13 protein-coding genes, 1 rRNA gene and 1 riboswitch are annotated in these 13,605 nt (G+C 44.0%); of the genes, 4 read left to right on the top strand and 10 right to left on the bottom strand.

Annotation, left to right across the window (positions count from 1 at the left end; genetic code table 11):
• Window positions 1-72, bottom strand: a 16S ribosomal RNA gene (locus tag DPF93_RS20805); the annotation flags it as partial.
• A gap of 555 nt (window positions 73-627) precedes the next feature.
• Between DPF93_RS20805 and DPF93_RS20800 the strand changes: the two genes are divergently transcribed.
• Window positions 628-1,083, top strand: a complete 456-nt coding sequence (locus DPF93_RS20800) for an RNA recognition motif domain-containing protein (RefSeq protein WP_114767910.1) — start codon at window positions 628-630, stop codon at window positions 1,081-1,083.
• Here DPF93_RS20800 and murI read toward each other — a convergent pair.
• Genes murI through DPF93_RS20785 form a run of 3 tightly spaced genes read right to left on the bottom strand, consistent with a single transcriptional unit; the run spans window position 1,049 to window position 4,360 of the window.
• Window positions 1,049-1,840, bottom strand: a complete 792-nt coding sequence (gene murI / locus DPF93_RS20795) for a glutamate racemase (protein ID WP_114767909.1) — start codon at window positions 1,838-1,840, stop codon at window positions 1,049-1,051. The genes DPF93_RS20800 and murI overlap by 35 nt on opposite strands.
• Before the next feature lie 30 nt (window positions 1,841-1,870).
• Window positions 1,871-2,557, bottom strand: a complete 687-nt coding sequence (locus tag DPF93_RS20790; RefSeq protein ID WP_114767908.1) for a Dph6-related ATP pyrophosphatase — start codon at window positions 2,555-2,557, stop codon at window positions 1,871-1,873.
• A gap of 45 nt (window positions 2,558-2,602) precedes the next feature.
• Entirely contained in the window at window positions 2,603-4,360 is a 1,758-nt protein-coding gene (locus DPF93_RS20785) for a TonB-dependent receptor domain-containing protein (protein WP_114767907.1), read from the bottom strand.
• A gap of 54 nt (window positions 4,361-4,414) precedes the next feature.
• A riboswitch (cobalamin riboswitch) is annotated at window positions 4,415-4,615 on the bottom strand.
• A 185-nt stretch (window positions 4,616-4,800) separates the two neighbouring features.
• Here DPF93_RS20785 and trmA point away from each other — a divergent pair.
• Window positions 4,801-5,907: a tRNA (uridine(54)-C5)-methyltransferase TrmA gene (gene trmA / locus DPF93_RS20780; RefSeq protein ID WP_114767906.1), complete on the top strand. Its 1,107-nt coding sequence runs from the start codon at window positions 4,801-4,803 to the stop codon at window positions 5,905-5,907.
• A 67-nt stretch (window positions 5,908-5,974) separates the two neighbouring features.
• Here the strand turns inward: trmA and DPF93_RS20775 are convergent, their stop codons facing one another.
• A complete protein-coding gene (locus DPF93_RS20775; protein ID WP_114767905.1) occupies window positions 5,975-6,361 on the bottom strand; it encodes a YijD family membrane protein in 387 nt (128 codons plus the stop codon).
• Window positions 6,361-7,002 carry an HTH-type transcriptional repressor FabR gene (gene fabR, locus DPF93_RS20770; protein ID WP_075649217.1) on the bottom strand — a complete coding sequence of 214 codons (642 nt, stop codon included), beginning with the start codon at window positions 7,000-7,002 and terminating at the stop codon, window positions 6,361-6,363. The genes DPF93_RS20775 and fabR overlap by 1 nt, the downstream gene beginning before the upstream one ends.
• Window positions 7,003-7,280: 278 nt before the next feature.
• On the opposite strand from fabR, the gene sthA reads away from it, so the two are divergent.
• Window positions 7,281-8,681 (top strand): Si-specific NAD(P)(+) transhydrogenase, encoded by a 1,401-nt coding sequence (sthA, locus tag DPF93_RS20765; protein WP_114767904.1) that lies wholly within the window; start codon window positions 7,281-7,283, stop codon window positions 8,679-8,681.
• A gap of 56 nt (window positions 8,682-8,737) precedes the next feature.
• Here the strand turns inward: sthA and DPF93_RS20760 are convergent, their stop codons facing one another.
• The 3 genes from DPF93_RS20760 to DPF93_RS20750 form a co-directional block, all read right to left on the bottom strand.
• Window positions 8,738-9,550 carry a class I SAM-dependent methyltransferase gene (locus tag DPF93_RS20760; RefSeq protein WP_114767903.1) on the bottom strand — a complete coding sequence of 271 codons (813 nt, stop codon included), beginning with the start codon at window positions 9,548-9,550 and terminating at the stop codon, window positions 8,738-8,740.
• Between the two features lie 94 nt (window positions 9,551-9,644).
• Window positions 9,645-10,268, bottom strand: coding sequence for a transcriptional repressor LexA (gene lexA / locus DPF93_RS20755; RefSeq protein ID WP_114767902.1), 624 nt, complete (start codon window positions 10,266-10,268; stop codon window positions 9,645-9,647).
• An 85-nt stretch (window positions 10,269-10,353) separates the two neighbouring features.
• Window positions 10,354-10,716: a diacylglycerol kinase gene (locus DPF93_RS20750; protein WP_114767901.1), complete on the bottom strand. Its 363-nt coding sequence runs from the start codon at window positions 10,714-10,716 to the stop codon at window positions 10,354-10,356.
• A 195-nt stretch (window positions 10,717-10,911) separates the two neighbouring features.
• Between DPF93_RS20750 and plsB the strand changes: the two genes are divergently transcribed.
• Window positions 10,912-13,368 (top strand): glycerol-3-phosphate 1-O-acyltransferase PlsB, encoded by a 2,457-nt coding sequence (gene plsB, locus DPF93_RS20745; RefSeq protein WP_114767900.1) that lies wholly within the window; start codon window positions 10,912-10,914, stop codon window positions 13,366-13,368.
• Between the two features lie 43 nt (window positions 13,369-13,411).
• Here the strand turns inward: plsB and DPF93_RS20740 are convergent.
• On the bottom strand, window positions 13,412-13,605 hold a 194-nt coding region (locus DPF93_RS20740; protein WP_164675363.1), incomplete at its 5' end, for an integrase core domain-containing protein.

Here is a 13,605-nt window from a genome sequence, read left to right as displayed (position 1 = left end):
CTGCCGCTCGACTTGCATGTGTTAGGCCTGCCGCCAGCGTTCAATCTGAGCCATGATCAAACTCTTCAATTTAAGATTTTGTCGACTCAATGAATACTGAACATTACATAGTAATGTTTGAATTGACTGTGCTGCTATTTCTAGCAATGGTCACTTCGTTTCATTGAAATCTAATTTGAAGCCTAAGCTTCTAATTTGGATTATCATCAACGAGTGCCCACACAGATTGATAGGTTCTTATTTTTAAAGAGCTTTTCTAACTTTCGTGATACTCAGTATCTCGTCGTTAGGGGTGCGTATCTTACGCTTCCCAACTTGAGAGTCAAGCGTTTTTTTTCAAACTTTCTTCTCTCTCTAATTTCCTTCCCGGACCGTGACTTGCGTCTCACTCCGTGTCAGTGAGGCGGCATTATAGGGAGGTTTGAAAACATGACAAGTGTTATTTAAAAAAAAGATTTTGTTTGCCTAAAAACCGAGCAAATCTTTAAAAATAGGATAAAATTTCAACATTTGAGACATGTCACATCAATCTAATGGAAAAACGCCAACCATATACGTAAGATTCATGTGTCTATTTTGTTAATAGTAGACACCCGTTTTCTCTGACCTAGAAGTAGTATTCTGATTATGAGTTCAAATAAATCGACAATTTTGATAATCGCCATAGCTGTATTAGGCGGACTTATCTTCACTAAAGTAGATATTTCTCCTGCAATCAGCTTTGTTCTTGGTGTTGTTGCCTCCGCTTTTGTTCTGAAATTTTCTAGCGCAACAACAAATGAATTAACCACTCCTCTAAATGATCCTGCAACTAAAACACTTTATGTGGGGAATTTACCTTATAAGGCAAATGAATCTCATGTGAAGGAGTTATTTGCTAAACATGGTGAAGTTTTCGCTGTACGTCTTATGAAAGATAAACGCACAGGGAAAAGAAGAGGGTTTGGTTTTGTGGTGATGGCTGCTTCTGATGCAGAAACAGCCATTGCAGGATTAAACGAGAAGGACTATATGCAGCGCACACTAAAAGTACGCATTGCTAACGAGCCTAAATCTCAAGATGAAAGAGACGAACTGGACTAAATTCCATCTCTGATAACGCTTGATTCAGCGCAGCCTCTTGCCAAGGGGTTGCGCTTGAATAAATTTCCTTACGCCCTCGACATTCTTCACTCTTCTCTATTAATAGCAATTCTTGCACTCGTCGGGCAATCGCTTCGCCAGAGTCGACCAATAGCACTTGCTCACCTAATACCTGCTGAATTTCTTCCTTTATAAGAGGGAAGTGAGTACAACCCAGTACCGCGACGTCGATCTTATCCGCCAATGGCGCAAGTAAGGTTGCCATTTCTTCCAGATCAACACATTGACCTCTTAGCTTCTCTTCTGCAATGTCAACTAAGCGCGTTAAACCCAGCATCTCAACGGGTTTGTTCTGAGAGAAATCACGGATCAAGTCATGTGTGTATTCACGCTGGACTGTTGCAGGTGTGGCAATCAAGCCGATAGCTTTATTCGCTAAACTTGATGCAGGCTTGATTGCAGGAACAACACCAACCACTGGAATGCTCAATTTGGCGCGTAGTGTTGGTAGCACAATCGTGCTGGCGGTATTGCAGGCAATCACAACGATATCAATACTGTGCTGTTCAACCATAGCTGATACTAGCAGTTCAACACGCTCGAGCAGCGTTTGACGCTCTAACTCACCATACGGATAAGCAGCATTGTCAAACAAGTAGTAGTAATCAAGCTGAGGCAGACGCGCAACTATCTCTTTATATACAGATAGACCACCGACACCTGAGTCAAAGATAAGAACTTTAGGTTGCTGAGTCACAGAGTATTTCCAGTAATGAAGATGAGGCGATCATACCCTTGGTTTTGCTTTTCGCAATATCTTGGCGGCATATCTTTGGTGAGAGAATCGCTCACCATGTTCAACTTCGCCCAACTGAAGCGCTAGTTTGCCATTGAAGCTCGCCGTTTCCGTCACTAGCGTATGGAATTCGCCGTTCTCGCCACATGGGTCAACCTCTTGCGGTAACCCATTGAGTAGATCTCTATTATACCAGCGTCCGCACAACTCTCTTGATATCCGCGAACTGTCCGCCGTCACCAGCATGGTTTGAATACCTCTTGCGATGATTTCATCAGCCAACTTCTGAGGCTCTTGCCCAAGCAGAGGAAAAACGCACTGCCAACCAGCAGGTTCAATATAGCTACGACGATACTCAGCAATACCGTTACAAAACATATCGCCAAATGCCACACAGCTAAAATCTAGCTTTGAGCTTTTTAGACCTTCGACGACTAGGGATTGATAGACCTCATTACTCGGGAAAACTTCTGGCAGTGCTATTTTCACTAACGGTAATCCAAGCAAATCCGCTTGCATCTCTACCACTTCGATAGGCGTGGCTTGAAAGGGAACTTCATCTTCTAAATGTGTGGTGAAAATACCAACGACATGATATTGCTCGCTGTCCATTAATCGTTCTAAGGTAAGCGTTGAGTCTTTACCGGAAGACCAACTAACGATGACGTTTTTCTTCATTTTTATCTCTGATAGGAAAAAACCGCCCGAAGGCGGTTTTTAAATTTAGAAATTATATTGCACTGTTGCAAAGTAGCTTCTTTCTTGGGTGTTGTAATCTGTTGCCAGTGTGTAATTTTCATCAAATACGTTAGCAACTCGCCCTTTTAGCACTAAATCTGCCGTAACGTTATAAGTGACAGCAAAATCAACAAGGGAATACGCATCTAGAGTTTCACTACCATCAGTGCGTTCGCCTTGATAGAGGTAACTCAGATCCAGAATCAAGTCATCAACAAAATATCCGATATTCCACTTAACGTTATCTTTAGCTCTGCGATCTAACTGCTTGCCTGTATCTTTATTTTCAGGATCGTTGTAGTCGTAGCTCAACTGATGAGTAAATGGTCCCGTTTCAAATTTACCAATAATCTCAATACCACGGATTTCAGCTTTACCTACATTAGATGCGTTAGACCCAGAACCAACAATCATGTTGTCGACATTCGTCATATAGGCTGAAATTCTCACATCAAGCAAACTGTATGTCGCATCTAATGCAATTTCATAACTTTCGGACTCTTCTGGTTCCAAATTAGGATTACCCCAACCAGGAAAGTATAGATCATTGAAAGTTGGTGCTTTAAATCCTGTACCTGCATTAAATGAAAGACGGTAGTTTTCTAAAACATCAACACCAGCACCTAGTTGCCAAGTGGTTTGATTTCCATACCTTTCGTTATCATCACTACGTACCGCTCCCTCCACAGATAAGATTCCACGATTATAGAAACTACTTAGATAAAAAGCGGTATTATCTCGTTTTACTTCATCATATAAAGTTGAAGATTTAGATACATCATCTTCATACCAATCAATGCCACCACCAACAGATAAACTATCGGAAATATGATATAGATTATCCCAAGCTACACCTTTACGGTCCGTTTGATAGGTCCCATTGGAAGCAGGGTAAAAAGTGCTGTCTTGATTTGTAGAAGCGGTTAGTGAGGTTACATATTTCTCATTTTTGAAATTATAACGAAGTGCAACATTATAAAAATTTTCTTCATTCGTTGAATCTTGAGGGTCATACTCTAGATTTCCCTCATGAACTAACGCGTTCAACATTAACGATGACTGCTTGGAAAATTGATACTTGATAGTAGCTGCGACATCCCTTGAACGGTATGAATCCGCATCTTCATCTCCAACCGTATTTTTTGCAGAAAATCCTTCATTGTTTAAAGCATTAAGTGACATAGAAGCATGCAGAGCATCTGTTAAATTTCCAGAAAAGAAGCCTTGCCCTTGGTAATATGAATCGCTGCCGATAGTCGTACTTAATACACTCTCGCTTCTATTATTTGCGGTAATTACATTAATGACACCAGCAATCGCATCTGAACCATACAGTGCAGCACGAGCTCCTCTTAAATACTCAATTCGTTCAACTCCTGCTAGAGGTATTGATGCAATAGCCGCAGTGCCGGACGTTGCACTACCGAATCGAACTCCATCAATCAAGAAAAGAACATGATCGGACTCTGCACCTCGAATAAAAACACTTTGGCTCTGACCATAGCCACCATTTGAAGATACTTGAACACCAGGTAAACGTCGTAGCACTTCAAGTAGGTTTTTTGACTGAGTCGCTTCAATCTCTTCTTTCGTGACCACTTCAATAGGCACAATCGAAGAATCTAGTTTTTGCTCAAAACGGTTTGCCGTTACAACAACAGTCTCATCAGCTTGCTCGGCTAGAGAATAAGGGGCGTAAGAAAGCAGTGACCCAACTGTCACAGCTAAAATAGATCGGTTCATTTTTTTATCCTAAATCGCGTAAATCCTACTGAGCATCAAAGGTTTTTGCTTCCAGATTTGGCTCAGTTGCTGGCAGGTATTCGGACTTAAGAGCTTGCTGCTTTACCTAATAACTCGACTTCCCACATCAAACTAGATGCAGTGTCTTGGGAGTGTTCGTTCTCTTTTACCGCTGCGCGTCAGTTCTGGATTTTCACCAGATTCCCTCTTCAGCCATCTATACATCTAGACAGCACCAGCTACGCGACGATGGTATTAATCTATTGGTTATTTGTCCAGCAAATATCTGATGTGGCTATTATTTAGTAACAAATCATAGTGACTACGCTAGGCTTTACAGATAGAAACTTGCGCCCTTACGGCAGCAAAACTGGACATATAGCTGATATCGAATAAAATCTGCGCTCTTAAACTAAATGCACCATACAAAGGTTATTACTATGGCGACTCTTGATGTAAATCCGCAGCACTACCAGCAGCAATTGGCTGAGAAAGTTGAACGTCTCAATGAGATGTTTGCTCAATACAATGTGCCAGAGTTGGAAGTGTTCGAATCTCCAGAGCAGCACTACCGTATGCGTGCAGAGTTTCGCGTATGGCACGAAGGTGAAGACATGTACTACATCATGTTTAACCAAGAGACGCGTGAAAAATACCGTGTTGATCAGTTCCCAGCGGCTAGCCGAATTATCAACGACCTTATGCCACTGCTAATGGATGCGATGAAAGATAATGAGTCTTTACGTCGTAAGCTATTCCAAGTCGACTTCCTATCGACCCTTAGCGGTGAAGTTCTGGTTTCTCTGCTTTATCATCGTCAACTGGATGATGCATGGATTGCTGAAGCAAAAGCACTTAAGCAACGTCTCAATGATGAAGGTTTTAACCTGAACTTGATTGGTCGTGCACGTAAAATGAAGATCGTGCTAGACCAAGACTTCGTAGTAGAAAAACTGGATGTAAACGGTCAGCCATATATCTACCAACAAGTAGAAAACAGCTTTACTCAGCCAAATGCGAAAGTCGCAACCAAGATGCTTGAGTGGGCAATCGACTGTACGCAAGACAGCCAAGGTGACTTACTTGAACTTTACTGTGGCAACGGTAACTTCTCTTTGGCACTGGCACAAAACTTTGAACGCGTCCTAGCAACTGAACTTGCTAAGCCATCAGTAGAGTCTGCACAGTACAACATCGCAGCCAACAAAATTGATAACGTTCAGATCATCCGTCTATCTGCAGAAGAGTTTACCCAAGCGATTGAAGGTCAACGCGAGTTCCGTCGTCTGAAAGACGCAGGCATTGATTTAAACAGCTACAACTGTAATACCATCTTTGTTGATCCACCACGCTCAGGCATGGATATCGATACTTGTAAAATGGTACAAGGCTACGAGCGTATTCTTTACATCTCTTGCAACCCAGAGACGCTAAAAGAAAATTTAGAAGTGCTGAGCGAAACACATAACGTGACCCGTTTCGCCCTATTTGATCAGTTCCCATATACTCATCATATGGAAGCGGGTGTGATGCTTGAGCGTAAGTAACTGATCAGAACAAGGTTCAAACTATAGATATAAAAAAACGAGCCATCTGGCTCGTTTTTTGTTGTGCTTATTCAGCGACTTTTTCATCTTTCTTGGACATATAGCCTAGTTTTTTACCAATCCAAAGCATCAGTAGCATTGAAACTAAGATGGCGAAAAAGTTAGAGCCAGCTTCTGGATGTTGCGCTTTTAGGAAAGCTGAGTGACCAAATGCCCCGACAAAGAAACACGCCAGTCCCACGAGTGGGATATCCTCTGAAACAGGATTAGTTAGGTATTCTTTGTAAAGCGCTTGAACTGCCAATACCAGCGCAATGATTGGGAAAATTGAGAAGCTAACCTCACTCATCGTTAACCAAGAGAGTAATGCATCACCACACATACCCGCGATTAGAGCAAGAACCAGTGTTTTTCTTTCCGAACCACGATTAATTGGATTATTTTCATTAGACATTAATCTATCCCGCCTTTTAGTCGGTTACGTTCACGTTCTTTGCGATACCAATAAGCCCCTTTGGCTATCATTCGCAACTGCATGATCAAACGTTCAGCTAAAATTTCACGCTCACGTCGATCGAGATCGAGAGCTTCCGCGCCTGAACTAAAAACTAAAGTGACTGACGCTTCTGCTTGGGTGAAGGCTTCGTCGCGGCTCATTCCGGTACTGATCAAGAACTCGGTCAATTCTGCCGCAAAATGCTGTATTTCACGGGCGACTGCCGTACGAAATGCAAATGAGGTACCAGAGCGTTCACGCAATAACAAGCGAAAAACGTTAGGGCTACTCTCAATGAACTCCATAAAGGTTTCCACAGAGGTGCGGATCACGCTGCCCTCTTTGACAATCCGTTGACGTGCTTGGCGCATCAGTTGACGCAGCAACAAGCCACCTTCATCTACCATGGTTAATCCTAGCTCATCCATATCTTTAAAGTGACGATAGAATGAGGTAGGTGCGATTCCCGCTTCACGCGCGACTTCCCGAAGACTCAAATTTGAAAAACTACGGTCTGCACTCAATTGGTTGAATGCGGCATCAATAAGTGAGCGACGCGTTTTCTCTTTCTGCTGCGCGCGAATTCCCATGGTTTTCATTATTTAATTTCTACTTTTCCTGACAAGGGATTCCCTAATATACAATGATTCTCCTTATGACTTAAGCCTTTCCTCGCTAGGGAGAAATAAACCCCAGTTGAGTAGTGATTACAATCCTTTCGCCTCAAATTAGAGATCTCACACAGAGTAAAATTGGCAAATATCTTATGCTCGGCGTGATCACATCGACTCTCTAGTGTGACAAACATTTACCTCACCGTGGATTTAGTTAAAATCACGCTAAAGCAATGTTAAAATAGTATAACAAGGAAAAAGTTATGACCGTAAGCAATCATTTTGATGTCATTGTAATAGGCAGCGGTCCGGGTGGCGAAGGGGCTGCCATGGGACTCACCAAAGCCGGTCTTAACGTCGCGATTATAGAAAAGGAAAGCAGCGTGGGTGGCGGTTGTACGCACTGGGGCACCATCCCCTCAAAAGCGTTGCGTCATGCCGTAAGCCGAATCATTGAATTTAATAACAACCCCCTCTTTTGTAAAAACAACACCAGCTTACACTCCACCTTCTCTAATATTCTCAGCCACGCTAAAACAGTCATCGATAAACAAACCCGCCTTCGCCAAGGATTTTATGATCGCAATGAATGCGCATTGATTTTCGGCTCAGCTCGCTTTATCGAGAGCAACAAAGTTGCGGTCATGCAAAGTGACGGCAGTGACGAGATCTACACTGCCGATAAATTTGTTATCGCCACAGGCTCACGTCCCTACCGACCTGATAATGTCGATTTCAACCACGAACGTATCTACGACAGCGATTCGATCCTGAGCCTTAAACACGATCCTCGCCATATTATTATTTATGGCGCTGGGGTTATTGGTTGTGAGTACGCATCAATCTTCCGCGGCTTAGGGGTGAAAACCGATCTTATCAACACCCGCGATCGCCTACTGAGCTTTCTCGACAACGAAGTATCTGATGCGCTCTCTTATCACTTCTGGAATAGCGGCGTAGTGATCCGCAATGATGAAACTTATGAACACGTTGAAGGCACCGAAGATGGCGTGATTGTCCATTTGCAGTCAGGTAAAAAAATGAAAGCCGATTGCATCTTGTACGCCAATGGACGCACAGGTAACACTGACAAGCTAAATCTAGAAGCCGTCAGTCTTGCCGCCGATTCGCGTGGACAGCTTAAAGTGAACAGCAACTACCAAACCGAAGTTGAGCATGTTTATGCTGTGGGTGATGTGATTGGCTACCCTAGCCTAGCAAGTGCCGCTTACGATCAAGGACGCTTTGTCGCACAAGCGATCACTAAAGGGCAAGCCGATAACTATTTGATTGAAGATATCCCAACGGGCATTTACACCATTCCAGAAATCAGCTCGGTAGGTAAAACCGAACAAGAGCTCACCGCAGCCAAAGTGCCTTATGAAGTTGGTCGTTCGTCATTCAAACATCTCGCGCGTGCTCAGATTGCAGGCAAAGATATTGGTAGTTTGAAAATCCTTTTCCACCGCGAGACCAAAGAGATCTTAGGTATCCACTGCTTTGGTGAGCGTGCCGCTGAAATCATCCACATCGGTCAGGCGATTATGGAACAAAAAGGTGAAGCCAATACCATTGAGTATTTCGTTAATACGACCTTTAACTATCCGACTATGGCAGAAGCTTATCGTGTTGCGGCATTAAACGGCCTTAACCGATTATTCTAAGCCGCCAAGATCAACCAAGCCACTCAGTGAGCGGCTTGGTTATTAAAAGCTCTGAACTACCAGCGCAACAGGACCACGACAGGCGTAAAGCGGTGCTTAACACGATTAAACTTGGTCAATAATCGCTGCCACCACTTCCAACGCTGGCACTGCTTATCGACAGGCGAAAAGATTCGCACTCGACGCAGCCAAGGAAGGTATTGCAACAACGCGTCACTTGGTGACTCGTATCCATGCGCATACTGCCCCGACCCCATCTTTTGCCCCACTTTGCTTTGGCTAAGATCGCCCGCCAATACTAGACAAGCACGTGCATCATCAAAATGACGACCTAACGCCTGCACAAAACTAGCAACTTGTGTTTGGGTGATATCAAGCAAAGCGTGCTCACACACCAGCATGACAGGGGATTTTTCAGGAATAGTGAGCTCATCAAGCCAAGAAAGGTCGGTCACACTTCCACAGTGATGATGATAACGCTCACTGTGATGAAAAAGTTTCTCACGCCACAACAAGTTTTCTGTCACATCCAGCTCTAGCCAGCGGCAGAGCCCATTATCAACGCGATAAAAGCGCGTATCTAAGCCAGCGCCAACATTGATGATCCAACCATCGGGGTTTTGCTTAAGAAAGGCATTCACTTGGTCGTCACACAACTGAGTGAGAGTGGCATGCAAAAGCTGCTTTTGATCGATATCGCCAGCAAAGCATTCCGGCGCAAGCTGACAGCGATGACAAGCACTGGCAGCAATAGGATCATACACTAAGCCATCATCAGCGAGACTTTCTCGGCTACGAAACCATAACGGTTGCAGTAAACGAGCGGGTATCTGATAACGAGTTTTAGGGGATCGTTGCGGGGCAGCCATTATCATCTTCCTTAATTAGCAATAGGAAGATGATAATGAATATCACTTAGAAAGACAAGTTAATGACATTGATTATCATTAACAATCAATAAAATTACATCCAATCGGTATTACGAATAATGCCTACGGCGATGCCTTCTATCGCTAAGTGTTGGCTGGTGAGATCTACTTTGATTGGTTCAAACTCTTGGTTTTCCGCATGCAGTAACACTGTCGAGCCCTTACGCTCCAAGCGTTTCACCGTCACATCGTCATCAACGCGTGCAACAACAACCTGTCCGTCACGAACATCTTGAGTCTTATGAACCGCCAATAGATCGCCATCCATAATGCCGATGTCTTTCATTGACTCGCCGTTAACTCGCAACAAGAAATCGGCTTGCGGCTTAAACATGCTCGGGTCGACCTGATAGTGCGCCTCAACATGTTCTTGTGCCAAAATTGGCTCACCCGCTGCCACTTGACCAATCAGTGGCAAGCCTTGATCGTCATTCGCCGCATCGTCTGTGAGCAGAATACGGATACCACGAGAGGCTCCAGGAATAATTTCGATTGCTTGCTTGCGCGCAAGCGCTTTTAGATGCTCTTCAGCAGCATTTGCTGAACGAAAACCTAATTCTTTAGCAATCTCAGCACGCGTTGGCGGCATGCCGGTATCATCAATTTTACTTTTGATTAGATCAAAAACTTGTTGCTGGCGGGGCGTTAACGGCTTCATAAGTCACCTGTCTTTTTATACAGTTAACTGTGAGTATATCCAGTAACTGAACAAATGAAAAGCGAATTGATGATTTTTTAGAGGGTTAGAAAAACAGGATCGTTGCCCACGTATAAGCGGTTAATAACATTGCTAATAACACCGCTGCTGAGCCAATGTCTTTCGCACGACCTGACAATTCATGACGCTCGGAGCCAATTCGATCCACTACCGCTTCAACCGCACTATTGATCAGTTCAACAATCAACACCAAGACGACTGTTGCGATCAGTAAAATTCGCTCAACTTGAGTCACATCCAGCCAAAACGCCACAGGCAACATAACCGCAGCGAGTAAAATCTCTTCACGAAAGGCGGCTTCATTTTTAAACGCTGCCACTAAGCCTTGCCATGAATAGCGCGTGGCGTTGAAGATACGTTTTAAACCATGGGTGGATTTTGGCTTCACAATAAACTCTCAAAAAATGACACAATCTTGGCAAATCATCACCAGTATTGCTGCTTTTGCATTCAATAATAATTAAAAGGTTCGACCAGTTTCTGGTATCCTTGCTGCCTAAAAAAATCGCTTGGGCATATTTCGAGTTCTAGACTAAAAAGAACTGGAAATGTGCTTATCATCTATTTGAGGCAAAGAACCTTTATGTCTTCTGGACGTTCTCTATCACGCTCGCTTTTAAAGCTACCGCTCTCGGTGCTGGTAAAGGGAACTGCTATTCCTTCAAATCCGATTGAAGATCATAGCATTGATATTAACAAGCCCATTGTTTACGCACTACCTTATCGCTCAGCAGTTGATTTACTTAGCTTGCAAAAACAAGTCAAATCATTAGGGCTGCCAGATCCTTTATCGCCTCTAGAAATCAACGGCAAAAGCTTTAACCGTTATGTTTTTATCTCTTCAAGAGAGACCGTGATCGGTAATGACAATGATGTGCCTGCAGAGTCTATCGCGCTCTTCTCGGAACTGCTAGCGCTGCATAAAGAAGATAGCGAGTTAGACGTTCAAGTTATCCCTGTCACCGTACTGTGGGGGCGTAAACCAGGTAAAGAAGGTAAGCAAACCACTTATCTGCAATCTCTTAATGGTCCACAGAAAGCCAAAGCGGTACTGTTCTCTGGTCGTGACTGTTTGGTACGCATCAGCCCTGTTGTGTCACTGCGTTATATGGCGAATTCTCATGGCACCGATGCCTCGATCGCCCATAAACTTGCACGCGTAGCACGTATTCACTTCTCACGTCAAAAGCTGGCGGCTTCTGGTCCTAATCTTCCAAGTCGCCAAGCGCTCTTCAACCGCTTAATGAAATCAAAAGCGATTGAAAAAGCGATTGAGGACGAAGCCAACAGCAAAGGTATTTCGCTCGACAAAGCGCGTAAAGAAGCCCATGACATCATGGATGAGATTGCGGCAGACTTCTCTTATTCTTTAGTACGCAATGGCGATCGCATCCTTGGTTGGTTGTGGAATCGCATCTACCAAGGCTTAAACATCAATAATGCCGCAACCGTGCGTCGTTTAGCTCAAGATGGACATGAGATTGTCTACGTGCCATGTCACCGTAGCCATATGGACTATCTACTGCTTTCTTATGTTCTATACCATGAAGGTATGGTACCGCCGCATATTGCTGCTGGCATCAACTTAAACTTCTTCCCGGCAGGTCCAATCTTCCGCCGTGGTGGCGCTTTCTTTATTCGTCGCAGTTTTAAGGGCAACAAGCTTTACTCAACAATTTTCCGTGAATACCTGGCTGAGCTGTTTGCCAAAGGCTACTCAGTGGAATACTTCAGTGAAGGTGGTCGCTCACGTACAGGTCGCTTGCTGCAAGCAAAAACTGGTATGTTAGCAATGACAGTCCAAGCGATGCTGCGCGGTCTAAACCGCCCTGTGACTCTGGTACCTGTCTACATTGGTTACGAGCACGTAATGGAAGTGGGCACATACGCAAAAGAGCTACGAGGCAGCCGCAAAGAGAAAGAAAATGCTGGTCTTGTGCTGCGTACCATTCGTAAGCTGCGCAACTTTGGTCAAGGTTATGTGAACTTTGGTGAGCCGATTTCAGTCAATCAATACCTCAATGAACATGCACCAGAGTGGACCAAAGATATCGATCCAATGGGCGGTTCAAAACCACAATGGTTAACACCAGCGGTGAATGGTCTGGCGACTAAAATGATGACGCACATTAACGATGCAGCAGCAGCAAATGCACTGACCTTATGTGCAACGGCGCTACTCGCCTCTCGTCAACGCGCACTTTCTCGTGACAGCTTAGTACAACAAATTGATTGTTACTTATCTCTGCTCAAGAATGTGCCGTACTCAAATACATGTACAGTGCCAAGTGAAGATGCAGAAACACTGGTTAAACATGCTGAGTCACTGGATAAGTTTGTACTTGAAGCCGATAGCATGGGTGAAATTGTTTCGCTTGATCGCAATCAGTCGATTCTGATGACTTATTACCGCAACAACATTATCCATCTCTTCGCGATCCCTGCGCTAATCGCGCAAATGTTGGTGCGCCGTCAAAAACTCAGCCTGGCGCAAATCAAGAGTAATGTAGCCCAAGTCTACCCATTCTTGAAACAAGAGCTGTTCTTAAGCATTGAAGAGTCACAACTGGATGCGGTGGTTGAATCTTATGTCACTGAGTTGGCAAACCAAGGTTTGATTAGCGTTGAAGAAGAGATGGTGGAAATCAAACAAAGCAATACGCAAGTATTGGTATTGCTTGGTCGTACTATCTCAGAAACGCTGCAGCGTTATGCCATTGCTCTCAACCTATTGGTGGCGATTCCTGAACTGGGTAAATCCGATCTTGAGATCAAGAGCCAAGATATTGCGCAGCGTCTCGGTCGCCTACACGGTATCAACGCACCTGAGTTTTTCGACAAAGGCGTGTTTGCAGCCATGTTCAGCACGCTTAAAGAGCAAGCTTATCTGGATCTCGATGGTAACTGCGATGCAATTAAAACTCACCAATTTGCCGAGCTACTCTATTCGATGCTTTATCCTGAAGTTCGCCTGACCATTCGCGAAAGCGTCTGCCAAGCGGCAGAAAATTGTGAGCTACACGAGAGCGAGCAAGAATAGTCTCTCTTAGTGTCTCGTCCTAAAATACGTTGACAGTTTTATGCTAAGCCAACTGCGTTAGCAGCTGGCTTTTTTCATGAACCTCATTTGGGGTTTTCATCCCGAGGCTAAGATGTGGTCTCATATTGTTATAGATACTAATAGACTCTTTTACTAGTTGGTTGAGCTCTTTGATGTCTTGACACCTATTGAGTAGGAACTCTTGTTTTAGTATCCCATTGACTCTCTCTGCTAACG

This window comes from Vibrio rhodolitus, assembly GCF_003350325.1.
GTDB lineage: Bacteria > Pseudomonadota > Gammaproteobacteria > Enterobacterales > Vibrionaceae > Vibrio > Vibrio rhodolitus.
Note: the sequence above shows the minus strand (reverse complement) of the source record. Positions and strands in the feature narration are given on the sequence as shown.